Here is a 23,808-nt window from a genome sequence, read left to right as displayed (position 1 = left end):
GATGAAACTGTTTGAACGTTGCTCCCAGTCAACTGCTTCCATTCGCTTTACCATAACACTTCGCAAACAGTTCGCAGGAGCGGAATTGTCGCCCAAGCCTTTAGCGGGTTAGCCGCCTCAGGGGAATCTGCGGGTAAGTTCACACTCTCTTTGCCCCTAGGGATAGGTCTCTCCACCAGCAATCTAGGCCGTTGGCTGTTCCGACTACTCCACTGCAGCTTTGGCTTCCTTCTCTTTGGCTGCCTTGGCAGCGCGCATTTCCGCCAAAATCTCTTCGGGTCGTTTACCGGCACGCTGGGATCCGGCAGGTAAGTCGTGGGGATCGATTACCCCTTTGGGCAGATAGGCAAATTCTCGCAAGGGGGTCACCATCGGGTCTTCGGTAACTTTAGAGGGCAGACGGCCCATCGCCACTTGGTGGTAGTTGAGGTCATGGCGGTCGTAAGTAGCCAACTCATAATCCTCGGTTACCGAGAGACAATTGGTGGGGCAAAACTCCACACAATTGGCACAGAAAATGCACACCCCAAAATCAATGCTGTAGCTGTAAAGCTCTTTTTTCTTCAGCTCTGGGTTGTAGGCCCAATCCACCACTGGCAGGTCAATTGGGCAAACCCGAACGCAGATCTCGCAGGCAATGCACTTGTCGAACTCGAAGTGGATGCGTCCCCGAAAGCGCTCAGAGGGGATCAGCTTTTCGAAGGGGTATTGCACGGTTACCGGGCGCCGGCCCATGTGGTCGAAGACAACCCCCATCCCTTGGCCGATGTACTTGGCGGCTCGGAAGGCATCGCCCACATATTCTTTGACACGCTTTAGAAAAGTCATGGTCTATGTTCTCCCTCTCTGGCCTCTTTACTTCTCATTCAACCCCCAAAAAAGGTGGGGAAGGCGAGCTTTAGGGCTGCCGTCAGCAGCAAGTTAACAAAGGATACGGGCAGCAAAAACTTCCACCCCAAGTCCAGCAGTTGGTCAATGCGCACCCGCGGCAAGGTCCAGCGCAGCAGGATGGCCAAGAAGATGAAGATAAAAGCTTTGACCATCGTCATGACAATGCCTAAGGCCGCCGCGCCGATCTGCAAGAAAGGGTTATCCAAGGGGATCCCGGCAAGTGCAGCAATCGTTTCCACCGGCACCACAAACGACCAGCCCCCCAAGTACAGCACTGCCGCAATCAGAGAAGCCAGCAGCAAGTTGGCGTAGGATCCCAGATAAAAGAGGGCAAACTTCATGCCGGAGTACTCCGTTTGGTAACCGGCTACCAGCTCTTCTTCTGCTTCCGGCAAGTCGAACGGGATCCGCTCCGTTTCCGCCAGAGCCGAGATCAGGAAAATGACAAAGCCAATGGGCTGCCGCCAGACGTTCCAGCTCAGAATGCCCAGGCCGCTCTGCTGCTCCACGATCCCCACCGTGTCCAGACCGTTGCTCATCAGCACCACGGCCAACACTGACAGGGCCAGCGGCAGTTCGTAGCTGATCGATTGAGCTGCCGCGCGTAGCCCACCCAGCAAGGAGTACTTGTTATTGGAACCGTAGCCCGACATCAACAAACCGATGGGTTGCACGCTGGAGGTGGCGATCAGGAAGAACACGCCAATGGCAATGTTGGAGATCAATAGGTTCTGGCCAAAGGGAACCACCAGGTAGCACAAAAAGACGGGCAGGAAAACCAATATCGGCCCCAGCGTGAACAAAACCGGGTCGGCCAGGATGGGCAGAACATCCTCTTTAGTCAGCAGCTTGATGCCGTCGGCAATGGGGATCAGCACCCCCTGAGGGCCGGCCATGTTGGGGCCAATCCGCTGTTGGGCTGCTGCCGAGATCTTGCGCTCCAGCCAAGTCATGACCATCACCCCCAAGGTGGCGGCGATGATCAGCAGCAACATGGGCAGGGGCATCCAGAGGGCATGGGCTGCGCCTGCTCCCAAGCCCAAGTTCTGTAGCGCAGTCTCGAAGCCAAGTTGTAGATCGATACCGGCGTTTGTCATGGGGGTGAGTAGCTCCCTAGAGATGGCGGGTTGGGTAGGGTTTGGGATCCCTGTAGCTAGGTCTTGCCGTTGGGATCCGATTGGGGGGGACGGTTGCGGCGGCGTAGCTCCTGCTGGATGATGGCCTGAAGGCGAGCATCAGATAGCTCTTCCGCGCGGCGGCGCCTTTCCTCTTGGTACTTAGCCCATTGCTTGGGGCCGATAACCGCAGCAATGACAGACACAATCAACAGCGGCAGAACCAAGATCGCCCAGGCCATCGCCTTTGTCCTCGCTTTCCGTAAGTATCTTAGCGATTCCTAGCGATCCACCTCGCCCATGATGATGTCAATGCTGCCGAGGATGGCGATCATGTCGGCTACCTTCATGCCGCGAATGAGCTGAGGCAACACTTGCAAATTGACAAAGCCGGGGGGGCGGATCTTCCAGCGCCAGGGGCAAACGTTGTCGTCTCCCACGATGTAAATGCCCAGCTCTCCTTTGGCGCTCTCCACCCGCACGTAGGCTTCCCCTTTGGGGATCTTGAAGTTGGCCGAAGGCTTTTTGCTGATGAACTGGTAGTCCCCTTTGTTCCACTCCGACTTCGGCCCCTCCAGCATGCGCTTGGCTTCCAGGTTTTCAAAGGGGCCGCCCGGCAGAGCCTTCACCGCTTGCTGCACGATCTTGCAGGACTCGCGCATCTCTTTCATGCGCACCCGATAGCGGGCCAGGCAATCCCCTTCGGGGTAAACGGCCACCTCCCAGTCGAAGTCGTCGTAGCACTCGTAGTGATCCACTTTGCGCAGATCCCAGTTGACGCCGCAGGCCCGCAACATGGGACCCGACAGACCCCAGTTGATGGCGTCTTGCTTGGAGATGGCTCCCACCCCTTCCAGCCGCCGGCGGAAAATCGGGTTGTCGGTAACCAGCCGCTCGTATTCATCCACTTTGGGCAAGAAATACTCGCAAAAGTCTAGGCATTTTTCCGTCCAGCCGTAGGGCAAGTCCACCGCCACGCCGCCCACCCGGAAATAGTTGTTGTTGATCAGGCGCATGCCGGTGACGGCTTCAAACAAGTCTAGGATCCACTCCCGCTCCCGCATGGCGTAGAGGAAGGGGGTTTGGGCGCCCAAATCTGCTAAGAAGGGGCCAAACCAGAGCAGGTGGTTGGTAATACGAGTTAGCTCCAACATGATCACCCGCAGGTAGCTGGCCCGTCTGGGCACGCTGATCCCGGCCAGTTTCTCAACGGCATTGACGGTGATGGCCTCGTTGAACATGCCGGCCCCGTAGTCCCAACGGGAGACATAGGGCAGGTATTGCACCACCGTGCGGTTTTCGGCGATTTTCTCCATGCCGCGGTGCAAGTAGCCGATCACCGGTTCGCAATCGACGATGTTTTCGCCATCTAGGGTGACCAGCAAACGCAAAACCCCATGCATAGAGGGATGGTGCGGCCCAAAGTTGAGCAACATCCGGTCGGTACGGGTCTCGATCATGGGCATGGGCATAGCCGCCGCCTCCGCAACTGAAGAATGTTCATGGTCTGCAACATTTGCAGTATAGCGGTTTTCTTCTGCCTTCTCGGGATCCCATGCCATCAGGGATCCCAATCCTCGATATTGAAAGTCTCCAGGGGAACTCAGCTAGAGTGAGAAAAAAGGAGGGAGGCCGATGGCTGTATCCCGTTCACCCGCGAATGGCTCATCCCGACGAGAGCAGCAACATCCGCAATATGCCACCGACCGAGCTGCGCTCGATGAGCTGATGGTGCAGGCTCAGGAGAGGCCCCTCTCCGAGTGGGTGCTGGCGGAAGTCGCCCGTTTGCGCATCCGTTACCACGGCTTCCCCGGCGCCTGGGATCTGCAGCGGGATTTGGATCAAATCCTGGAACAGTGGGGCCTGAGCGAAGAAGAGCTGTTCGCCCAGACCCGCCAGATCCATGCCCGCGGCCAGGTGTACGACCGCAGCTTTAGCACGCGAGACGACTGGGCCTAGTGGAGGGTTTGGGTCGGGATCCCTTACCCCCCTGAGAGAGGGGAGTTTGCCGGTTGTTCATGAGACGTGAAGCTGCTCGGCAAAGATGGGATCCAAAGGCACATCCAGGGCGGCAATCACCTTAGTCCAGAAGTTCATAAAGCCAATCCAAGCCGATAGCTCCACCAGATCTTCATCTGACCAAATGGCTTTTAGCTGGGCAAAGAAGCTATCGGTCACCACCATGCTGGGCACGGTCATCCGCTCAGCGTACTCGATGGCCAGCTTTTCCGCCTCGGTGTAGAGGGTGCTGGTGCGGGCCTGGGCCACCGCCGCAATTTTGGCAGGGGAGGCGCCGTACTTTTGCGCCTGCAGGGTGTGGTAGGGAAGGCAGTAGTGGCGGCAGCCGTTGATTTGGGCAATGCGGATGCTGACCAGCTCCTTCAGCTCTTCAGGCAAGTTGGGGTTTTGGGTGTGCAGCGCCCCGTAGAGGTTCATCACGGCTCGCATCAGTTGGGGCTTGTGGGCCATCACCTGCAGGGGGTTGAGGGCGGTGCCGTAGGTTTTTTCCAGGCTTTCGTAAACCTTTTGCAGTTGCTTATCGGCTTTCTCTGGGGTAACAGGAGGGATCCGCATGGACAGTCTGTAAAATTGCAGCATTCTCGACTTTAGCGCGTCTGGGGGATCCGCCCAAGCCTGAGGGGCGCTTCACAGTCTGGGGGAGGGATCCCTTCTCCGCCTGAAACCAGGCACCTGCCTCCCTTCTTACTTGTCAAGGGTCAAGGATTGCCCAAGGATTGCTCAACGGCTTCCACCTGCTGCTGGGTGGCGGTAGCCCCTTGGTTGAGGGTTTGCTGGATCTGTTCCCGAGATTGGTAAATCTGCAGCGGCCCACCTTGAGGGATCCCTTGCTGGGCAGCTTCTGGGCTGGCTTGCTCTGGTCTCGGCTCCGAACTCAGCGGGTTGCGATAGAGGCGGTTAACCAGCAAAAATCCCACCAGCACCACAGCAGTTGCCACCAAAAGCCGAACCATACTCGGATCCCTTGCAAGCATCTGGTTCTAGAATGCCCAAAAAGAGGAGCAGGTATCCGATGTCGGGCAAAGTTGCGCAAACTTCCCAGCCGGTACGGGTTGGCATTGGCGGCCCGGTGGGATCTGGAAAAACCGCTTTGGTGGAAAAGCTCTGCTTGGCGCTGCGGGACCACCTGTCTTTGGCGGTGGTGACCAACGATATCTATACCCGCGAGGATGCCGAGTTTTTGGTGCGGGCCAAGGCCCTGGAGGCAGAGCGGATCATTGGCGTAGAGACCGGCGGCTGCCCCCACACCGCCATTCGGGAAGATGCCTCCCTCAACCTAGACGCCATTCAGGAGCTGGAGCGCCGCTTTTGCCCCCTGGATCTCATCTTGGTGGAATCGGGGGGGGACAACTTGGCAGCTACCTTCAGCCCGGAGCTGGTGGACGCCTGCATTTACGTCATCGACGTGGCCGAAGGGGACAAGATCCCGCGCAAGGGGGGGCCGGGGATCACCCGCTCCGACCTGCTGGTGATCAACAAGATCGATCTGGCTCCCTATGTGGGAGCAGACTTGGGGGTGATGGAACGGGATGCCCGTCGCATGCGGGGAGATAGGCCCTTTGTCTTTACCAACCTGCGCACGGGTGAGGGGCTGGAGCAGGTTCTCAGTTGGCTGGAGCGGGAGGTGCTGTTTCGCCCCATCAAGGCCGACCCCCCCTCGGTGAGCCGCCTGTGAACTTCGGTAAGGCCATCTTGAAGGCAACCCGCCGAGGCGACCATACCCACATTTGGGAGTATTCTCAGGCTCCCTTGCAATGGCTGGGATCCCCTGGGGAGCCACCTGTGTACTACCTGCGCAACCCCAACGGCGGCCTGCTGGGTGGGGATCGCCATCGGATCGAGATCGGGCTGGGGCCAGGCTCGGCGCTGGAAATTCGCACCCAAGGGGCAATGCGGCTACATCCCGGCTTGATTCGGCAACAGGTCAAGGTCAAGCTGGCCCCCACCAGCCAGTTGATCTGGATCCCTCACCCGACCATTCCGGGGGCAGGGGCAGACTTTCGCCAGCAGGTGCAAATTGAGCTGGATCCCACAGCCCGCCTGGCCTATGCCGAGATCTGGACTGCCGGACGGCTGGCCATGGACGAACGCTGGCAGTTTGAACATCTTGCCAACTGCTTGCAAGTTTGGGTCACTGCTGGGATCCCATCCTCCCCCGAGGGGAGAAAACTCTGGCTGCAGGAACACATAGACCTGCACTTTCCCCATCGGCAGGTCTCCGCCGCGTCAGTGCTGGGATCCCATCTCTGTTGGGGATCCCTGTACTTGCTGGGGGATTGGCCGGAACCCACTTGGCTGACCGTTCACATCAGCGGAACGGAGTCCCCATACTGGCTGGTCAAGTCTCCGGATCCCATCTGTAAGGGTTGGATTCTGCGCCAGGTGGGGCCACAGGCAGAGGCCATTTGGCGGCATTTTGGCCAGGTTGCACTACAGCTTGCTCAAGCCAAGGGTGGCTCACCCCAGGGGTGGTAGACTAAGGCTGACTCAAACCAACTGGTTGACCCAAGGCCGGGACGGAGTCCTTTGAACGCTGCTCAACGGATTCTCAGACGCTCTGTCCTCAGGGGGCGAAGTCGCTGGCTGCTCCTCTACGAGAAGGGGATGGCCCTGCTGGCCCTGAGCAACCTGTGCTTGGTGCTCTTCGACATGAGCTATGTGCCTGGGCGAGATTTTTGGCTCCAGGGTCGGGTGCAAATTTTTGGCGCCTTTGGTCCTCCCATTCCGCTGCCGATTCTCTCCGAAGAAACCAGCCGTTCCCCGGTGACCGACCTATACGATCCCATCAAAGGTATCGAGCCCAACCCCGAAACCCAGCGCTACTTGGCCTTGGTGGATGAGCTGCGCCAGGTTACCCTGCGGTTTGGCGTGGAGTCGGAAGCGGCAGCACCGATCCTGGCCCGCTTGCGGGAGCTCAGCGACGAGATGATTGAGACCAATCCCTTTCAGGGCGCCAACAAAACTGGCCAGTTTGTGCGTATCCTCAATTTGATGCGGGAGCACATCCCAGAAGCCGACTCTGCCAGAGCCGCCTTTGCCCGCTTTTGGACTGCTGAGTACTTGGCCAGCGCCGATCCCGCAGATGGAATCGAATTTTTCCAGACCCGGCTGCGCCCCCTCTTCGAGACCAACTATTTCCGCCCCATTGGTGAGAGCGGTAACCCTGTTGACTTTTTCCCGGTGCTGGATTTTCCCTTCGTGCTTCTGTTTGGGCTGGAATTTTTGCTGCGCACGGTGGCCATCAGCCGCCGCTACACCGGCGTCAATTGGCTGGATGCCATGCTCTGGCGTTGGTACGATGTGCTGTTGCTGCTGCCCTTTTGGCGCTGGCTGCGGGTGATCCCCGTCACCATCCGGCTGGGACAAGCGCAGTTGCTGGATCTGGAGCGGGTACGCGCCCAGGTGAGCCAGGGCTTTGTTACCAACTTCGCCGAGGATCTGACGGAAGTCATTGTTGTGCGGGTGATCAACCAAATCCAGGGATCCATTCAGCGGGGATCCCTGCCCCTGCTGCCGGCAGCGGGTACCCAGCGCGACTACATTGATATCAACAACACCAACGAGCTGGAGGCGATTGCCAACCTGGTTTTTCGCATTGTTCTCTACCGCGTTTTGCCCCAGGTGCAACCGGAATTGCAACAACTGCTCCGCTACAACCTGGATGGCCTGCTCAAGCAGTTGCCTGCCATGCAAACTCTAGAACAGCTTCCCGGCCTGGGATCCCTGCCTGGCCAACTGACGGAGCGCCTGGCCAACGAGCTGACCACCACCACCTACAAAACCCTGACGGGCAGTTTCGAGGATCCCGTCGGCTCCAAGCTGGCAGCGCAACTGATGCAGCGGTTTGGTGAGGTCTTGGCACGGGAACTCAGCCAGGAGCATGCTTCGGAAGAAATTCGCTCTCTCCTGCAAGACTTGCTGGAAGAGATCAAAATTAACTACGTCGAGCGGCTATCCCACGAGGATCTGGAGGAGGTGATGGAGCAAACCCGCCAGCTTCGGCAAAAGGCCCAGCAACTGGAGAAAGACCGCCGCCGATAGAGTTCGGGGGATTGGTTGACGAGGTTTCGCCAGTTCAGTAGGATAATGGTTCCAAGTCGGGCGAGTGGCGAAACTGGTAGACGCACCGCACTCAAAATGCGGCGGGAAACCGTGTCGGTTCGAATCCGACCTTGCCCATGATTTTTAGTCTGCTGTGACGAGCTGTAAGGCTCGCTGCTTTCTGGGTTTGGTAGGTTGATCCGTCTTGCCTCTTCTCACAGGGGTTTGGTGATAGAACCAGCCAAGCCCTTCTGGAGCAGGGTGCCAGCGGGACGGAGTCCTTAGATAGGGCAGCCAGAATCGGGCTCATCCTGCATCCTAGAGATGAAGCTCTAGCCGCTAAACTGGGGAATCATGGATGCAACTTTGGAATCTTTCTTTGCCTCTGCCACCCAAATTGGGCTAGGTCTAGCAGGCTTGCTGGCTGTGCTCACCCTGCTGGCCTGGATCCGCAATTGGCCCTTGAAGTTTGCGCTGGTGGGCTACACGGCGTTTGCGCTGGTTTTAACAGCGGGATGTTTTGCCCTCAGCTTGGGGCCGATCTTTCGCTCCCGCATTCCCGGTGCTGCCCCCTACACCACCGTCTATGACCAAGGGGCGGATCGAGCGGTTATTGCTGTCAGCCCGGATATCACCCCAGAGCAACTGATCCTCACCCTGAAGCAGGCGGCCAGCGATTTGGGATCCCCGGGCCGCTTCTCCACCGGTTCGCCGGTGTTCACCTTGCGGGCCCGCACCGTCATCCATCCCGAGCCGGGAGTTTCCGAGCCGTTGCTCTTGGGCACGCTGCAACAGCCGTTGGGAAAGCGCCTGCGCACCCCAGAAGAACAACAGCAGCAGCAGATCCATCTAGAGGAAGAGGCCTTTGCCCGGCTGCGGAAGTTGGCCCAGGGTCAGGCTTCTGCCGCCTTGTCTGCAGAGGGAGCGGAAGAGCCAACCACCGGGATCCCACTTGCCCAGTCTTGAGCGCTGAGCCAGCGGCGCAGATCCTGTCCCACCCGGTCGGGGATCTCCCAGGGAAAGAGATGAGCCACGTTGGGATAGACAATGCAGGTGCAGTGGGGCAGGGCGCGGGCTGTGGCCAGGCTGCTGTTGGCGGTGATGTGGCGATCCCGCTCGCCGGCCATAAGCAGTACCGGGATGCGAATTCGGTGCAGATCTCCCTCGCGGTTGTAGCCCCGTTGCAAAGCGGCGCGCAGAGCTTGGCGAGCCTGGGGGGAGGTGTGCAGATAGGCGGGCAAGGCCATGTGCGCCAAATACCGATAGGCCGTTGGGGTCTGTTGCTGCATCAGGTAGCGGTAAAGGGAGCGACGGCCAAAGGTCTCGATGTTCCATTCCCAGCCGGGCCAAAGCCAGTTGAGCAGCGAGGCAACGCCGGTGTTGACCTGATCCCAAAAATCGGTGGGGGGATGGTTGCTGCGGGGGCAGGCGGCACTGGCCACCAAAACCAAGCCTTTTACCCGCTGCGGCAGCCGCAAAGCCAACTCCAGGGCCAGGATCCCGCCCAAAGACCAGCCCAGAACCAGACACGCCTGCCAGCCCAGGCGATCCAGCAGCCGCTCCAAGTCCTCTAGGTGATCCTGCATCTCAAAGGGATCCGTCACCTGGGAATGCCCGTAGCCACGCAGATCTGGCGCCACACAGGGGTGGATCCCCGCCACTGCCTCTGCAAATACCGCCATGCAGTCGGCATTGCCCGGATGGCCGTGGAGCATCAAGATTGGGAGGGAGGGGATCCCTTTTCCCCAAGTACGGTAGTGGAGCTGCAGGCCCATCGCGTCAGCAGTGCAGTTCCCGACTGCTGTAGGCATAACACTCTGGATAGCATCTAGACAGCAGGGTTAGGCGCTGGCCGCCTTCTTCGGAGTGGGCTGGAGCTTTACCCCGTTGGGAATGCAAATTAAGTTTTGATCCAGCACCTGCACAAACCCTTTCGAACGCAGGGATCCCAGAAGACGAGTCACCGTCACGCGGGTGGCCCCAATGGCATCCCCAATCTGGGCATGGGTAAGGGGCCAGGGGAGATACATCCCTTGTTCACAGGGCTGTCCATACTCTTCGATCAACAGGCTCAAGAAGCCCTTGAGGCGATCGATGGCGCGCCGTTGGCCCAGATTTCCCAACCACAGCAGCTTCCGTTGCAGTTGCTGGCGGAAGTTTTCCTGAATCTTCTGGTGCAGATAGGGCCACTGCTCCAGATCCTGCCAGTAAAACCACATCACCGTGGTGCGATCGGCGTGGGTGCAGGCTTTCAACTCAAAGCGCTCTGGGTTGCTCAGCTCAAAAGGAAATCCAGCCGTGATGAACCCAACAAAGACCTCCCGCCGCTCTGGAGTTTGGCTGACCAGGCGCACCACTCCCTCTTGGGTGATGTACACCAATCCCGGACGAGTGGGAATGCGCACGTCTTTGGGAAAGGTGCGACAGCGGTAGTGCTCCTCGGCCCACTGGCAAAGCTCACGCCATTCCTGAGCCTCTGTTGCCGATGTGATGGAAACAAGTGACATGAGATCAACTTCCTGTCGCTCGAGCGACCTGATGGGTTTTACAGACTTTCCAGCTTTACCCGGCTGTAGGCTATGCAACGCTTCCGCGTTCGCGCCGGCGGTGCGGAGCACCTACACGTCAACGGGACGGAGTCTTAGGAAGATGGGGATGGAGAAACAGCAAGATACACACAAGAAGGCAAATACAAAGAGGAAGGAAACCGCAGGGTTTACTTTACCTTAGCTTCATAATGGCACTTGACCTCATAGGGTGACATTGTGTTCCTACTGATATTGTTCAAAAGGCTACGTCCAATAATAACCCCAAGAAGCCGTAAATTTTCAGATTCTGCCGCTGAACTCGGCTACCTGGGGGATCAGCGCAGATCATTGGGTCAGACTGGTGTATGTCTAAGGGCGGGTGTGGGGTGGCTGGGATGAATATTCTCATCAGCAACGACGATGGCATCCAGGCGGCAGGGGTGCGGTGTTTGGCGGCAGCGCTGGCCCAGCTGGGGGGGCACCAGGTAACGGTGGTCTGTCCGGATCGGGAGCGCTCGGCCACCGGCCACGCCCTGACGTTGCACAAGCCGCTGCGGGTGGATCCGGTGCGGGAGGGATTTCCTCCAGAAGTGCAGGCCTGGGCCTGTTCGGGCACCCCTTCCGACTGTGTCAAGTTAGGTCTGGACGGGCTATTGGATCATCCTCCCGATTGGGTGATTTCCGGCATCAATCAGGGAGCCAATCTGGGCACGGATGTGCTCTACTCCGGCACCGTATCGGCAGCGATGGAAGGGCTGCTGGAAGGGATCCCCAGTTTGGCGGTGAGCCTGGCCAGCTTTACCCATCAGGATTTTCAGCCGGCAGCGCAAGTGGTGCTGACGTTGCTGGAGAAACTGAGCTTGAAGCCCTTGGGGGAGCCCATGCTGTTGAATGTGAATGTGCCGCCATTGTCGGCTGCCGAGATGCGCGGCATGGTTCTAGCTCCTCTGGCCTGGCGCAAATACACCGATATCTACGAGAAGCGGGTGGATCCGCGCGGCAAGGCCTACTACTGGCTGGCAGGAGAGGTGGTGGAAGAGGGGGTGGATCCCCGCTCGGATGTGCGGGCCGTTGCGGAAGGCTATGTATCGATTACGCCCCTGCAGCCGGATCTGACGGCCTACGCGGCCTTCGATAGCTTACAGCGCTGGGGGCTCTCAGCTTTTGGCTCATGAATTTTAAGCCGGTGAGCTGGGGTCAGCGCCGAACAATGTCATCCCCTCCAAATTTTGGGTCGAACTCGGCGGGAAAGCGGGTGTTGGCACTGTAGATTGCCCCTTCCAGAAAAGCGCTCTTTAGGTTGTCCATCGACAGATTGGCCCCTCGCAAATCCGCCCCCGTTAGATCCGCCCCACTTAGGTCGGCGCCACGCAAATTGGCCCCACTCAGGTTGGCCTCGCCCATCATAGAGGAGACTGCGTAGAAACTCCCGTCAGCGCCAGCAATCGTTTCGCCACCCCTTCGGCAACCGGCATGACCGACAGTCGCGTGCCCCGCCGTACTACTTCCAGCTCCTCCGGGGTGAAGGTGTCTCGCAATTCAGCCAAAGGGATCAATCGCCCAAAGGCTGAGACAAACCGCACTCGCACCGTATGCCAGCGGGGATCCTCGCGGGTAGATTTGGGATCATAGTAGGGGCTGGCAGGGTCGAATTGGCTGGGATCCACCACGTGGGTTTCCAGGATCTCCATCAAACCGGCAATTCCGGGCGGCTCGGCGTTGGAATGGTAGAAAAAGGCGCGATCCCCAGGCTGCATTGCCTTCAGATAGTTGCGGGCTTGGTAGTTGCGCACGCCATCCCAGAGGGTTTGGCCTTCCCGCTGCAGATCCCAGATGCTGTAAACGCTGGGCTCAGATTTCATCAGCCAGTAGTTCATGGGGCACTAAGCTCTGGGAGCAGATAAAAGGGAGCAACGGGCAGCAAACTCGACAAAGTTTTGCAACATCTGCAAGCCAACAGGGCCCGACTTTTCGGGGTGAAATTGGGTAGCAAACAAGGTGCCGCGGGCAATGGCGGCTACACAGGTTTGGCTGCCGTGTTGGGTGGTAGCAGCCACCCAGCTTGGGTCATTGGGCACTGCGTGGTAGGAGTGGACAAAGTAAACCCAGCTTTGATCCGGGATCCCTGCCCAAAGAGGCGATTGGGGTTGGGTAAGGTGCAACTGGTTCCAGCCCATGTGGGGGATACGCAAGCCCGGCTCCGGTCGAAAGCGCTGCACCCGTCCAGGCACAATGCTCAGCCCTGGCTCTGTTCCCTCTTCGCTGCTTTCGAACAAAACTTGCAGCCCAAGGCAAATGCCTAAAAAAGGCTGTTGCCGCTCCACAGCTTCCCGGATCGCTTTCCCAAAGCCCCGCGCCCGCAGCTGCTGCATGGCTGGGTCAAAGGCCCCATCGCCGGGCAGGACAATGCCGTCAAAAGCCGCTAGTCCAGTTGGCTCTGTTACTAGCTGCACCTCAGCTCCGGCCCGCTCCAGCCCTTTGCAAGCCGAATGCAGATTTCCCGCCTCATAGTCGATCACCGCCAGGCGTACAGTCCCCATGGGATCCCTTCTCGTGAGGAGTTTAGGAGTCTATCAGTATAGTGGTTCTAACCCGTTTGAGCTGACTCATGGCTGTGGCAATTGCTTCGCACGATCCCACTCCGACCGGTACTGCTCCGCAACCCTGTCGCGACCAGGTTGATTGGCCTGAGGCGGCTTACCTGCACATCCCTTTTTGTCGGCAACGCTGCCACTACTGTGATTTTGCCACCGGCCTGGGCACCCGCAAGTTGATGGAAACCTACGTGCAGATGCTCTGCCGGGAGATCGGCGGCGCCTACCGCTACCGCCATCTGGCCGGGGATCCCAGACCGTTGACCAGCATTTTTTTCGGGGGTGGCACACCCTCTCTGCTGACGGTGGAGCAACTGGGGCGGATCTTGACTCAATTGAGGGAGAGGATCCCGTTTCATCCCGACTGCGAGATTTCTCTGGAGGCCAACCCCGGCACCCTGACGCGGGAGCAGTTGGCGGGCTACCGGGAGCTGGGGGTCAACCGCATCAGCCTAGGGGTACAGGCATTTCAGCCAGAGCTGCTGGCCGCTTGTGGTCGCCTGCATGGAGTGGAGGAAGTTTACGAAGCCGTGGCCGACTTGCAGGCGGCGGGCTTTGAGAATTTCAACCTGGATTTGATCTTTGGGCTGCCCTACCAGACTTTGGAACACTGGCAGCAGTCTCTACGAGCTGTTCTTGAGATTAACCCCACCCATGTCTCCGTCTATGATCTGACGATTGAACCGGGAACCCGCTTTGGTCGGATGTACCGACCGGGAGCAGCACCTTTGCCCAGCGAGGAAACCACAGTTGCCATGTACCTAATGGCGCGGGAGCTGCTCACCGAAGCGGGCTACATCCACTACGAAATCTCCAATTTTGCCCGCCCCGGCTACGCCTGTCGCCACAACCGAGTGTACTGGGAAAATCGCCCTTACTTTGGCTTTGGCATGGGATCCGTCGGCTACGAGGGGGGACGGCGCATTCAGCAGCCCAAAACCCTTTACCACTACTTCGAGCAGGTGAAAGTCGGAGTCCACCCTCTCCCTCCTGAAGCATCCCCAGAGGAAGTTTGGATGGATACTTTGATGTTGGGGTTGCGTCTAAAGGAAGGTCTGGATTTGTGCCATTTGCAAGAGCGTTTTGGCCACCCAAAGGTCGAGCAAGCTTTGGAGAGGCTGGATCCCTATTTTGAGAAGGGATGGGCCAGTTGTGAGGCAGGCCGGCTACGGCTGATTCCGCCCGATGGCTGGCTATTTTCCAATGAGATTCTCAGAGACTTGCTGGCTTGATTCCGACGGTTACTTTCACAAGATTTCTCACCAGAGCCCCCTATCCCAATTGGCCGAAAACTCAAGCTTTGAGGAGCGTAGGCCATCACCATTTCCAGCAGCCATTAAACCCAACATTTCACAGATCCTGAGATCTCTAATCTTGCAAGAGGGGTTGAGGGGAAAGATACGGAAGCCCAGAGGATCCCTATCGATAGTTGACAAATTGCAGCGCCACCGGGTAGTCCTGCTGCCTAAGCATTTGAATGACCGCCTGTAGCTCGTCTTTATCCTTGCCGGAAACGCGCACCAGATCCCCTTGAATGGCAGGCTGCACTTTCTTAAAGTTGTCGCGGATTTGCTTGGCGATCTGTTTGGCCAGTGTGGCATCAATGCCCTTTTTCAGGTGAACCACCTGGCGCACTCGGTTGCCGCCGGCGCTCTCTGGGGGTTGGAAGTCGAAGATCTTCAGGGATAGACCCCGCTTGGCCGCTTTGGTAAGAAGCAGATCCCGAATGGAGTTGAGGGCCATGTCGTTGGCGGTGGTGATGGTCAGGGATCCCTCCTCCAGCTCAATTTCCGTCTGAGTATCCTTGAGGTCGTAGCGCTGTTTGATCTCCCGTCGGGCTTGATCCACAGCGTTCACCAGTTCCTGCCGATCGAAATCACTGACGATATCAAATGAGTAGGTAGAGGCCATACACCCTATCTTCGCTATTGTTCAGTATCTTAAGCCCTCAGCCAAGCAGGGATCCCTAACTCTCGGAGAAGCTACAACAGGTAGAGGGATCCCAGTCCAGATTTACGGAGAAGCAGGATGGCCGATGTTGTTTTAATTACAGGCGCCTCTGAAGGCATCGGCAGAGCTACTGCCCTTACCTTTGCCCGTGGGGGTTACCGATTGGCGCTGGCTGCCCGCACTGCCGAAACCCTGAAGCAAACGGCCATCGACCTGGAGCAAAGCCTAAATGCCGAGGTCTTGGCCGTTCCCACCGATGTCACGCAGCCAGAACAGGTGCAAAACCTGGTGGAGAGAACCCTAGAACGCTATGGCCGCATCGATTGCCTGATCAACAACGCCGGCATCTGCATGAGTGGCCCTTTTTTGCAAACTACCCTGGAACACTGGCAGGCTTTGATGGCGGTCAACTTTTGGGGCTACCTCCACACCATCCGAGCCGTGCTCCCCGACATGTTGAAGCGCAAAAAAGGCCAGATCATCAACGTGGGATCCATTGGCGGCAAAATGCCCCTGCCCCAGATGAGCGCCTATTGTGCCAGCAAGTACGCGGTCAGTGGGCTGACGGAGGCGCTGCGTCTGGAACTGCAACCCCAAGGGATCCAGGTAATTGGCGTCCATCCGGGCATCGTCAGCAGCAATTTCCTCAAGCGAGCCATTTTTCTGGATGAGGTGGGGCCAGCGTCCTCTCCCGACAGCCAAGCCCAAACCTCAGGTGGCAAAGCCCGTGAGCAAATGCAACAGGCGCTGGAGAGTTTTTGGGCCAGCCAGCCGGAAGAAGTTGCCGAAGCCATTTGGGATGCCGCTCGCCAGTCCAAGTCAGAGGTGGTGGTGGGCATGGCCCAATGGGCGGTAGGAGCTTACACCCTCTTCCCCGGATGGGTCGGCTCACTGCTCCAGAATGTTCCTCGCTAGCCCACTGGATCGGTCGAGAGTTCTGGGGCGCTGGATGAGCGATTCTGCAGACCCAGCGATAGCAGGAAGAAGGCTAAACTTCGGTATAGTTTGAGGTACGGTTAAACACTGGTATTGACAGCGGAAGTATGGTTGAATCTGTGCCTTCTCCTTCCGGTACCCACCAGCACATCTTGATCGTGGAAGACCGAGATGGCCGCCGTACCCAGGTACTGGGATCCGCCAAATACTTCATCGGTCGGGACTTGGCGAACGACATCTGTCTCAACTCTCAGTATGCCTCCCGCTACCACGCCATGCTGCTGCGGATTCCCGCCGAGCGAGAGGGAGAATATTGCTACCGCATTTTGGATGGGGATCTGGAAGGTCGCCCCAGCACCAATGGCTTGTTGATCAACGGCCAGAAATTGACCACCCACCAGCTCAAGTCGGGGGATGTGATCACCTTTGGCCCCGATGCCAAAGCCACCTACAAAATTGTTAAGGCTCCCTAGGCCCAGATCTCTGCAGAGCGTGCAATCGCCCCCCAATCAACAGCAGCAAAGCCAGCACCAAGGCCATCTCCGACAGCAAGGTCGCTAGGGCCGCCCCCTGCCAACCCCACCTTGGGATCCAAACCGCATTCAAAAGCCCATTCAGCCCCAGAGCCATCAGTTGCAGACGGCTGCGGGGCTTTTGCAACCCTGCCCCGGTGAGCAGGTGAGACAGCAAAAGGTGGATCCCCTCCAGCAAAATGACCGGGCTGAGCCAACGCAGGATGAGGGCCGTTTCCCGGTAAGCCGATCCCAGCACCCAGGGGATCCCGTAGGATCCCAGCGCCAGCCCCAGGGCGGCCAAACTGCCGTAGCCCACCACCCAAGGGGAAAGGTGACAGGCGTAGCGCCAGCCTTGTGGGAGTCCTTTTTGGCCTTGGCGGCACAGCTCGGCAAAATGGCTGGTGAGCAGGGCGATCATCGGCGTTTGCGAGAAGTTGATCACCCGGTAGGCAGCGCTGTAAAGACCCCCCGCCGCTGCTGAGGCCAAACGGGGCAAGAGCAGCTTATCCAAATCGGTGAAGGTTTTCACCGCGGCCAGCCCCACCGCAAAGTCCCAGCCCGCTGTCAGCCGTTCCCGCAGATCTCGCCAGCTCAGGGCCAAGGGGAGAGAAGGCTCGCTCCACCGCCCCATCCCCCTCGCGATCAGCAGCAGCACGACCAACACCATCAGGCCGTACAGAACAGCCCATTGCACCAGGGATCCCCAGCCTAAGGCCACCGCCAACAACACTGCCCCCAATCGCCCCAGCGCCATGCCCGTGTCGATGAGGGCTACCCCAGCAGCCTGCTCTCTCCCGATCAGGATCCCCCTGTACACCTCTGGCACCGCGATGAACAGCAGATCGCTCAAAAGCAATACCCCCACCACCGCTGCTGGCGTCCCGGCCAGCCAAACGCTCAAGAGGGGCCACAACACCAGCGCCATCCCCCCACAGCCCAATCCCGCCAACCATAAGCTGGGGCCAATCCCCTGGGTGCAAGTCGGGGATCCCTGCCGGCTGAGGCGCTGGATCAGCAGTTCCGATTGGCCCAAATAGCCAAACGGGGCGGCCAGGTTGCTGCAGGCCAAGATGGCAGAGAAAACCCCGAAGGCTTCCGGCCCCAACAGACGGGCCAACAGGATGAAATAGGCCCCGGACAACCCCAGGCGCAGGCCATTGCCCACCATCAGCCAGGCAGCCTGGCGCAGCCGTTGTTGTTCTGCTCTATCCACGCTGCCACTCCTGGACGAGGCTTGCCGCAGCCAGGGATACTGGATGGATGCTGAGAGGGCCCGCCCAAGAGCGGGCATCTCCTCTCGATTTTGGGTGTATCGGTTGCAATTCTTCTGGCAATTTCATGGCCAAACTCTACCCTGTCAGCGACGCCACGCGAAGCCCCCACACCTTGGCAGGACGGGATCCAAAAGCCCTGTTCTCCCCCCATTCCAGGCCGCCTGCCCCTCGCCGGGTGCTTCCCCCACCCCCGCCGGACGGCGGTAGCCCTCGCTGGCTGGGATCCGCATCGGCCAAAACGGTGGGGCAGGGCTATCGGGCCGTTGTCTTGCTCTTGCTGACCAGTCTGCTGCTGTTTGGAGGGCTGGGATCCCGTCTGGCCTACCTGCAGCTAGCGCGCACCCAGTATTACCGCCAGCTGGCCGATACCAACCGCATTCGCCTGTTGCCCCAGCCGCCAGAACGCGGACGCATTGTGGATCGCAACGGCGTATTGCTGGCGAGCAGCCGATTGTCCCACTCGGTCTTCCTCTGGCCTCTGGTGCAGTCGCGGCAGCGCTGGCAGGAGATGATCCCCAAGTTGGCAGAATACTTGAACATGGCCCCCGAGGAGATCGCCCAGAAACTGGAACAGGCCGGATATCGTTCCCCGTTTCCCCTGCGCATCCTGCGCAACGCCAGCCCCCAGGTGGTCATTCAACTGGAGGAGATGAGCCGCGAGCTGCCGGGAGTGATGGTGGAGGCCGAGACGGCGCGGTTTTATCCCCATGGCGACTTGGCTGCTCACCTGCTGGGCTACACCGGCGAGATCTCGCAGGAACAACTGCGGGCGGATCCCAGCTATCGCCTGGGGGATATTGTCGGCCTGATGGGAGTGGAGGAATTGTTTGAGAGCCATCTGCGCGGCCAATGGGGCGGGCGACAGGTGGAGGTGGACGCCATGGGAGAGGTGCTGCGGGTGCTGGGGGAACAAGCGCCCCAACCGGGCAACACCCTGCAGCTCACTTTGGATGTGCGGCTGCAGCAGGCGGCAGAGCGAGCCCTCGGCCAGCAAAAAGGAGCGGTGATCGCCATGGATCCCAGCGATGGCTCGATCCTGGCCATGGCCAGCTATCCCACCTTTGATCCCAACCTCTTTTCCAGCCGCATCACCCAAGCCCAGTGGGAGAGCCTGCAGCAGCAGGATTTTCCCTTCCTCAACCGCGGCCTGCGGCCCTATCCCCCCGCCAGCACCTACAAAATCATCACCACCGCTGCCGGGATTGAGTCGGGAGCCTTTCCCCCGAATACGGTGCTGCAGACCGGCCCCTACATCCAGGTGGGAGGGTGGCGCTTTTGGGACTGGAACCGGGCCGGCTTCGGGCGGCTGAACTACCGGCAGGCGATGGCCTACAGCAGCGACACCTTTTTCTACCAAATCGCCCTCGGCACCAAGGCTGCCCCTTTGCAAGAATGGTCGCGCCGCTTTGGGTTGGGACAACTGACCGGGATTGGCCTCAAAGGGGAAGCCGCGGGTCTGGTGCCGGATGCTGAGTGGAAGCAGCGCCACTGGCGCGAGCCCTGGTATGTGGGCGACACGGTCAACATGTCCATCGGCCAGGGATTTATTACCGCTACGCCGCTGCAAATGGCGGTGGTAACGGCGGCAGTGGCCAATGGGGGCTGGCGGGTGCGCCCCTTGCTCTCGCACCAGGTGATCCCGGAAAGCCCTGTGCCGCTGCGCCAAAAGGTAGGTCTTTCCCCTGCCACCCTGGAGATCCTGCAGCAGGGGCTGCGAGATGTCGTGGTTTACGGCACTGGCGGCAACGCCAACCTGGGGCCAGGATTTCCCCCAACGGCTGGTAAAACCGGCACCGCAGAGGATCCGCCGCGGCGATCCCACGCTTGGTATGTTGGCTATGCTCCCTACGACCGGCCCGAATTGGTGGTCGTGGTCTTTCTGGAAAACAGCGGCGGTGGGGGTGGATCACGGGCCGCTCCCATCTTTCGAGAGGTGATGCGGGCCTACTTCCGACCCGAGTCGTGAGCCCTAGCTTTCTGTCGGATCCGAGCCAACTGGGTATATGCAGTCTCTTGTCTCCCAGAAAATTGCGTTAAGATCCCCTAAAACCCCTTGCCCAGCAGGCTTCTGCCCTAACTTAGCTGTAGAATATGTCAGTGATTTGGAGCTCAACTGCCACAATCCTGCCATTCGCGCCAGTGGCGCCTTGGCGCATTGCAGGGCAAGCCCCGCTCCCACACACTGAGAACACTCTGGGCCGTGGCCGCTCTGCAACGCCTGAGCGAATCCGCGATCCAGGGAACGCTCTAACTTTATTGCCTAACTCAAAAGGAGATCAGGATGAACAAGGCAGAACTTGTTGATGCCGTCGCTCATCGCGCCAATGTAACCAAAAAAGAAGCGGAGGCTGTCATTTCGGCAGCACTGGAGATCATTGTCGAAGAGGTCGCATCCCGCGATGAAAACGGTGAACCCAAGGGGAAGGTGATCCTGGTGGGCTTCGGCTCCTTTGAGGCTCGCAAGCGCAAAGAGCGGGAAGGTCGCAACCCGAAAACCAACCAAAAGATGGTGATCCCAGAGAGAATCGTCCCCACTTTTGCGGCGGGCAAGTCATTCCGCGAAGCAGTAGCAGGGGGGAAATCTTAATTTCGCCGGGTTGGGACTCGGCTGCTGGGTAGGGCGTGGAGCAGCCTCGACATGGTGGCAATTGGGCTTGGGGAGCAGCAATCGCTGGCTGCTCTCCCCAGGAGATTCTGGATTTTTCGGCCAGCTTGAATCCGCTGGGCCCACCGGAATCGGTCTTGCAAGCTCTGACTCAGGCGCTGTCTGCAGCAGACCCGGTTGTAATCAGCCGCTACCCGGATCCCGACTATCGGGACTTGCGCATCTGTTTGGCCAACCATTGGGCCGTCGATCCTGAGTGGATCTTTGTGGGCAATGGGGCAGCGGAGTTGCTCACCTGGGCAGCCCGGGATGCGCAAGGGCGGGAGGTATGGCTGCCCCAGCCTGCTTTTGGGGATTATGCGCGGGCTCTGCGGGCAGCAGGGGCGACCATCAAGCCGCTGCCTTTTTTCCCCGGCCAGGGATCCGCCGGTTTTACCCTTCTGCAGGAACCCCTTCCGGCGGCAGGCAAGGGAAACCGGGTGCTCTGGCTGAACAACCCTCATAACCCGACGGGCTGGCTGATCCCGCAGCAAGATATCCTGCCTCTCCTGCCCCAGTTCGACCGGGTGGTGGTGGACGAGGCTTTTATGGACTTTTTGCCGGGGGAGCCCACCCTGAGCTTAAACTCCAGCCCGTCGGCAATGCCCCGCAGCCAAACCTTGATCCCCCACCTGGCGGCTCACCCCAACACCATCGTCATCCGTTCCCTCACCAAGTTTTTCACCCTGCCCGGCTTGCGCATTGGCTTTGCGGTGGGGCACCCGGATCACTGGCAGCGCTGGCGACAGTGGCGGGATCCCTGGAGCGTCAACGGATTGGCGGGAGTGGCAGTGGCGGCAGCTTTGGCCGATGAGGACTTCCGCCGGCGCACCTTGGCCTGGCTACCCGTGGCCCGAGAGCATTTGTTCAGGGGTTTGCAAGCACTGCCCGGCTGGGATCCCTGGCCTGGTCAAGCCAATTTTGTGTTGGTGCGCTGCCCTGGCTCTGCCACGCAAATTCAGCGGGCGCTGCTGCAGCGGCACCGGATTCTGGTGCGGGATTGCCTGAGTTTTCCCGAGCTGGGAGATCGCTACCTGCGCATTGGCCTGCGCACCCTGCCGGAGCAGGAGCAGTTGTTATCCGCCTGCCGGGAGATCCTGGAGAATAGCTAGGGATTTTTCTGCGGGAGAAATTCTCATGCCCGAAGCTACCGCCTTTTGGCCGGAATGCAACGCCCCTATCGTGCGGGGGGTGGCCCATTACAGCGATCTGGAGTTGCTGCGGGCCTTTCAACGGCAGCCGGAGGTGGCCCGCTACTTCATCAGCCTGTTTTGCCGCTACTGCCAGTGGGTGGACGGGATCCTTGCCGAACATCTGCCGCCCGAGCAGTGGGCTGCCTATCGAGAGCAGGTTTGGTTGCGGCTTTACCTGCGCCTACAGCGCCTAGATGTCCACAGCCTTGTGGAAGAAGCGGCTGGCGAAGGGGATCCTGTGCTGCGACCCTGGCTGGCGGAGCAAACCCGTGAGCTGATCCAATCCTTGGATGGGATCCCCACCCGCCCTCAAGCTTCTTGCAGTCTCGACTCCACCAGAGGCGGGGCGAAGTCCTCTCTTTCACCGGCACTGGCCTGTTATTTGACTGCTGGTTTGGATACCTTGCCGGGGGATCTGCGCTTCATTCTGCTGCTGCGGGATCGCTTTGGCTGGCCACCGGTTCGCATTGCCGACCAACTCAAGGCTGACGGATACTACCTTGCTCCAGAAGACGTGGATGCCATCGTTGCCTCTGCCCGCCAGATCTTGCTTCAGAACCTACCGACAGATGTGCGTGCCCTCTATCTGGAGGCAAAGCCCTAGAAGACTGCCATAGCCCTGTGGCATGGTGGTTTATGGCAAGGTATGGGGCGCTGGCAATCCTTGTTCCTAAGGTGGTTTCTCCTGTTAGGCTGTTTCCGGCTGTAACAGTGGATCGGCATTGTTTGCTCTCCGACTTTACATCAAGTTGAGTGTGGGCTGTCTATGAGTCCTTCTCCGCTTCCCCCAGACCCTACCCAACCCCTGTCTCCGGCACAGCAGTCCCATTCACATCCAGTTCCTCAACTTGCTCTTCAGGAGGCGCTGAGCCATCTGCATTTGGATGTGCTGAAAGAACTGGAGCGATTCCGCCTCTGGCAGCGTTTGCAGCGCATGGACTCTGTCCCGCCACCACGAGCAGGTCAGCTTGGGAATACCAGCTCTGTACAGCGCCCTTCACCTGTACTCATTCAAGAGGTGGTGGAAGACTTGGAAGAGGAAGAGATGCCGCGGCCCTCCGGGGCCTTTTCGCCCCTCTGGGTCTTGCTGCTGTGGGTGCTTTCCTGCGCGGGGATTGGCTTTGGGGTGCGCTGGCTGATCTGGCCGGAAGAACTGTCCCTGCCCCAAAGTGCTGCCAGCAGGGCGGAAGAAGGGATCCCTGCCCAGCTGGATTTGGCCCAGTTGCCCCTGATCCCACTGGAACCGGTGGAAGGGCAGGTGGGAGAGGAGTTCTATTCCGGTGGCTTGGATCCGGATCGGCTGGCGCTGGGCTTGACGGCCACCCCGGACTTGAAGGACGTACAGGTGGATCCTCTTCAAGGCGTTCCTAACCTGCTGGACAGCCTGCAGACCGACTTGGCCTTGGCTTCCAAGGAACCCTCTCCCCCCAGCTTGCAAACGGTGGAGCAGTTGGCAGCCAGCCTGGAGCGCCCGTCCCAACCTTCATCGCCTACTTCTGCGGGATCCCAGAACGTGGTGCCCCTAAGCGACAACAGCGTAGACTCTCTGGGGCCGAACCGCGGCGAGGGAACCTTCTTGGTGCTCACTACCTACTCGGGAGATGAGAGCTTGGCACGTGCTCGAGAAGTTTCTGATGGGGCCTTTGTCAAAGATGTGAATGGCCAGAAGTTTGTGCAGTTGGCAGCATTTAAGCAACTGGAGTATGCCCGCTATCATGCGGAAACCCTGAAAAATAAGGGCTTTAACGTTACAATTGCTGAGCAGTAACTTTGGCCATCCCGTCACTGCTGACCTGCGCCAAAACCCAATTCATCCTGGTTGGCAGCAAACTTTGTATTTCAGGGATCCCATCTTGGGAGAAGAGCTGGAGTCGATCCCATTGTAGTCATTTCAAGTTAGGTTAAGACGCTTCCCAGCTGCTCAGCGGTGCCGCCCAAGCCTTCCACGCCGCTTCCGCGACCACCCCCAGGCAATGCGACGGAACAGTTTCATTCCTCATTACGGTCGTTTCATTCCAACTAGGACACTGCACTCACACCTAAAACAACACTAAAACAAACGTTAAATGCACAGGGCCAGAGGGCTTTTCAAGGACTCCGTCCCGCTG

Annotated in this window: 27 protein-coding genes and 1 tRNA gene; 15 read left to right on the top strand and 13 right to left on the bottom strand. The window is 59.1% G+C overall.

Annotated elements, in window-relative coordinates; genetic code table 11:
* Nucleotides 1-204: 204 nt before the first annotated feature.
* From ndhI to NW818_RS06570, 4 genes are read right to left on the bottom strand one after another with little or no spacing between them, the layout of a single operon-like run.
* Nucleotides 205-828 carry an NAD(P)H-quinone oxidoreductase subunit I gene (gene ndhI, locus NW818_RS06585; RefSeq protein ID WP_414344323.1) on the bottom strand — a complete coding sequence of 208 codons (624 nt, stop codon included), beginning with the start codon at nucleotides 826-828 and terminating at the stop codon, nucleotides 205-207.
* Between the two features lie 38 nt (nucleotides 829-866).
* On the bottom strand, nucleotides 867-1,988 hold the full coding sequence (nuoH, locus tag NW818_RS06580; protein ID WP_414331864.1) for an NADH-quinone oxidoreductase subunit NuoH: 1,122 nt from the start codon (nucleotides 1,986-1,988) through the stop codon (nucleotides 867-869).
* Nucleotides 1,989-2,044: 56 nt separating this feature from the next.
* Nucleotides 2,045-2,248, bottom strand: coding sequence for a hypothetical protein (locus tag NW818_RS06575; RefSeq protein ID WP_011432507.1), 204 nt, complete (start codon nucleotides 2,246-2,248; stop codon nucleotides 2,045-2,047).
* A 39-nt stretch (nucleotides 2,249-2,287) separates the two neighbouring features.
* Nucleotides 2,288-3,472 (bottom strand): NAD(P)H-quinone oxidoreductase subunit H, encoded by a 1,185-nt coding sequence (locus tag NW818_RS06570; RefSeq protein ID WP_041437160.1) that lies wholly within the window; start codon nucleotides 3,470-3,472, stop codon nucleotides 2,288-2,290.
* A gap of 169 nt (nucleotides 3,473-3,641) precedes the next feature.
* On the opposite strand from NW818_RS06570, the gene NW818_RS06565 reads away from it, so the two are divergent.
* The gene (locus tag NW818_RS06565) at nucleotides 3,642-3,965 is read left to right on the top strand and encodes a DUF3288 family protein (RefSeq protein ID WP_414424124.1); all 324 of its coding nucleotides are present in this window, start codon (nucleotides 3,642-3,644) and stop codon (nucleotides 3,963-3,965) included.
* 57 nt (nucleotides 3,966-4,022) lie between these two features.
* On the opposite strand, the gene NW818_RS06560 is transcribed toward NW818_RS06565, so the two are convergent.
* Entirely contained in the window at nucleotides 4,023-4,580 is a 558-nt protein-coding gene (locus tag NW818_RS06560; RefSeq protein ID WP_414331869.1) for a carboxymuconolactone decarboxylase family protein, read from the bottom strand.
* A 143-nt stretch (nucleotides 4,581-4,723) separates the two neighbouring features.
* The gene (locus NW818_RS06555) at nucleotides 4,724-4,978 is read right to left on the bottom strand and encodes a hypothetical protein (RefSeq protein WP_041436298.1); all 255 of its coding nucleotides are present in this window, start codon (nucleotides 4,976-4,978) and stop codon (nucleotides 4,724-4,726) included.
* Between the two features lie 59 nt (nucleotides 4,979-5,037).
* Between NW818_RS06555 and ureG the strand changes: the two genes are divergently transcribed.
* The 5 genes from ureG to NW818_RS06530 all read left to right on the top strand — a co-directional run bounded on the left by ureG (nucleotide 5,038) and on the right by NW818_RS06530 (nucleotide 9,032).
* Nucleotides 5,038-5,700, top strand: coding sequence for an urease accessory protein UreG (ureG, locus tag NW818_RS06550; protein WP_011432513.1), 663 nt, complete (start codon nucleotides 5,038-5,040; stop codon nucleotides 5,698-5,700).
* A complete protein-coding gene (locus NW818_RS06545; protein WP_414352216.1) occupies nucleotides 5,697-6,500 on the top strand; it encodes an urease accessory protein UreD in 804 nt (267 codons plus the stop codon). Before ureG ends, NW818_RS06545 begins: the two co-directional genes overlap by 4 nt.
* A 51-nt stretch (nucleotides 6,501-6,551) precedes the next feature.
* Nucleotides 6,552-8,066, top strand: a complete 1,515-nt coding sequence (locus tag NW818_RS06540; RefSeq protein WP_414424123.1) for a hypothetical protein — start codon at nucleotides 6,552-6,554, stop codon at nucleotides 8,064-8,066.
* 58 nt (nucleotides 8,067-8,124) lie between these two features.
* A tRNA-Leu gene (locus NW818_RS06535) sits at nucleotides 8,125-8,204 on the top strand.
* A gap of 216 nt (nucleotides 8,205-8,420) precedes the next feature.
* The gene (locus tag NW818_RS06530; RefSeq protein ID WP_414343408.1) at nucleotides 8,421-9,032 is read left to right on the top strand and encodes a Ycf51 family protein; all 612 of its coding nucleotides are present in this window, start codon (nucleotides 8,421-8,423) and stop codon (nucleotides 9,030-9,032) included.
* Here the strand turns inward: NW818_RS06530 and NW818_RS06525 are convergent.
* Together NW818_RS06525 and NW818_RS06520 are read right to left on the bottom strand one after the other, a co-directional pair.
* Entirely contained in the window at nucleotides 8,960-9,877 is a 918-nt protein-coding gene (locus NW818_RS06525; protein WP_414424122.1) for an alpha/beta fold hydrolase, read from the bottom strand. The two genes, NW818_RS06530 and NW818_RS06525, sit on opposite strands and share 73 nt — an antisense overlap.
* Nucleotides 9,878-9,907: 30 nt before the next feature.
* A complete protein-coding gene (locus NW818_RS06520) occupies nucleotides 9,908-10,573 on the bottom strand; it encodes a Crp/Fnr family transcriptional regulator (RefSeq protein ID WP_011432518.1) in 666 nt (221 codons plus the stop codon).
* A 416-nt stretch (nucleotides 10,574-10,989) separates the two neighbouring features.
* Here NW818_RS06520 and surE point away from each other — a divergent pair, with 416 nt between their 5' ends.
* The gene (surE, locus tag NW818_RS06515) at nucleotides 10,990-11,769 is read left to right on the top strand and encodes a 5'/3'-nucleotidase SurE (RefSeq protein ID WP_414424121.1); all 780 of its coding nucleotides are present in this window, start codon (nucleotides 10,990-10,992) and stop codon (nucleotides 11,767-11,769) included.
* A gap of 22 nt (nucleotides 11,770-11,791) precedes the next feature.
* Here the strand turns inward: surE and NW818_RS06510 are convergent, their stop codons facing one another.
* Genes NW818_RS06510 through hisH form a run of 3 tightly spaced genes read right to left on the bottom strand, consistent with a single transcriptional unit; the run spans nucleotide 11,792 to nucleotide 13,134 of the window.
* Complete coding sequence (locus NW818_RS06510; RefSeq protein WP_414328915.1) at nucleotides 11,792-12,001, bottom strand: pentapeptide repeat-containing protein; 210 nt, start codon at nucleotides 11,999-12,001, stop codon at nucleotides 11,792-11,794.
* The gene (locus NW818_RS06505) at nucleotides 11,998-12,471 is read right to left on the bottom strand and encodes an EVE domain-containing protein (protein WP_414373305.1); all 474 of its coding nucleotides are present in this window, start codon (nucleotides 12,469-12,471) and stop codon (nucleotides 11,998-12,000) included. The genes NW818_RS06510 and NW818_RS06505 overlap by 4 nt, the downstream gene beginning before the upstream one ends.
* A 6-nt stretch (nucleotides 12,472-12,477) precedes the next feature.
* Complete coding sequence (gene hisH / locus NW818_RS06500; protein WP_414343416.1) at nucleotides 12,478-13,134, bottom strand: imidazole glycerol phosphate synthase subunit HisH; 657 nt, start codon at nucleotides 13,132-13,134, stop codon at nucleotides 12,478-12,480.
* A gap of 68 nt (nucleotides 13,135-13,202) precedes the next feature.
* Between hisH and hemW the strand changes: the two genes are divergently transcribed.
* A complete protein-coding gene (hemW, locus tag NW818_RS06495; RefSeq protein WP_414343418.1) occupies nucleotides 13,203-14,420 on the top strand; it encodes a radical SAM family heme chaperone HemW in 1,218 nt (405 codons plus the stop codon).
* Between the two features lie 187 nt (nucleotides 14,421-14,607).
* Here hemW and NW818_RS06490 read toward each other — a convergent pair whose 3' ends face one another.
* Nucleotides 14,608-15,099 (bottom strand): YajQ family cyclic di-GMP-binding protein, encoded by a 492-nt coding sequence (locus NW818_RS06490; RefSeq protein ID WP_011432526.1) that lies wholly within the window; start codon nucleotides 15,097-15,099, stop codon nucleotides 14,608-14,610.
* A 117-nt stretch (nucleotides 15,100-15,216) separates the two neighbouring features.
* Here NW818_RS06490 and NW818_RS06485 point away from each other — a divergent pair, with 117 nt between their 5' ends.
* Together NW818_RS06485 and NW818_RS06480 are read left to right on the top strand one after the other, a co-directional pair.
* Nucleotides 15,217-16,053 (top strand): SDR family oxidoreductase, encoded by an 837-nt coding sequence (locus NW818_RS06485; protein ID WP_414424120.1) that lies wholly within the window; start codon nucleotides 15,217-15,219, stop codon nucleotides 16,051-16,053.
* 128 nt (nucleotides 16,054-16,181) lie between these two features.
* Nucleotides 16,182-16,547, top strand: coding sequence for an FHA domain-containing protein (locus NW818_RS06480; RefSeq protein ID WP_011432528.1), 366 nt, complete (start codon nucleotides 16,182-16,184; stop codon nucleotides 16,545-16,547).
* On the opposite strand, the gene NW818_RS06475 is transcribed toward NW818_RS06480, so the two are convergent.
* Nucleotides 16,534-17,802: a lipopolysaccharide biosynthesis protein gene (locus NW818_RS06475; protein ID WP_414352208.1), complete on the bottom strand. Its 1,269-nt coding sequence runs from the start codon at nucleotides 17,800-17,802 to the stop codon at nucleotides 16,534-16,536. The genes NW818_RS06480 and NW818_RS06475 overlap by 14 nt on opposite strands.
* Before the next feature lie 125 nt (nucleotides 17,803-17,927).
* Here NW818_RS06475 and mrdA point away from each other — a divergent pair, with 125 nt between their 5' ends.
* The 5 genes from mrdA to NW818_RS06450 all read left to right on the top strand — a co-directional run bounded on the left by mrdA (nucleotide 17,928) and on the right by NW818_RS06450 (nucleotide 23,468).
* On the top strand, nucleotides 17,928-19,829 hold the full coding sequence (mrdA, locus tag NW818_RS06470) for a penicillin-binding protein 2 (protein ID WP_414424119.1): 1,902 nt from the start codon (nucleotides 17,928-17,930) through the stop codon (nucleotides 19,827-19,829).
* 315 nt (nucleotides 19,830-20,144) lie between these two features.
* Nucleotides 20,145-20,450 carry an HU family DNA-binding protein gene (locus NW818_RS06465; protein ID WP_011432531.1) on the top strand — a complete coding sequence of 102 codons (306 nt, stop codon included), beginning with the start codon at nucleotides 20,145-20,147 and terminating at the stop codon, nucleotides 20,448-20,450.
* 35 nt (nucleotides 20,451-20,485) lie between these two features.
* Nucleotides 20,486-21,619 carry a threonine-phosphate decarboxylase CobD gene (gene cobD, locus NW818_RS06460; RefSeq protein WP_414424118.1) on the top strand — a complete coding sequence of 378 codons (1,134 nt, stop codon included), beginning with the start codon at nucleotides 20,486-20,488 and terminating at the stop codon, nucleotides 21,617-21,619.
* Between the two features lie 25 nt (nucleotides 21,620-21,644).
* Nucleotides 21,645-22,304: a hypothetical protein gene (locus NW818_RS06455; protein ID WP_011432533.1), complete on the top strand. Its 660-nt coding sequence runs from the start codon at nucleotides 21,645-21,647 to the stop codon at nucleotides 22,302-22,304.
* Nucleotides 22,305-22,586: 282 nt separating this feature from the next.
* On the top strand, nucleotides 22,587-23,468 hold the full coding sequence (locus NW818_RS06450) for a hypothetical protein (RefSeq protein WP_414424117.1): 882 nt from the start codon (nucleotides 22,587-22,589) through the stop codon (nucleotides 23,466-23,468).
* Nucleotides 23,469-23,808: the final 340 nt, after the last annotated feature.

This window comes from Synechococcus sp. R6-5, from assembly GCF_047461775.1.
Lineage (GTDB): Bacteria > Cyanobacteriota > Cyanobacteriia > Thermostichales > Thermostichaceae > Thermostichus.
Note: the sequence above shows the minus strand (reverse complement) of the source record. Positions and strands in the feature narration are given on the sequence as shown.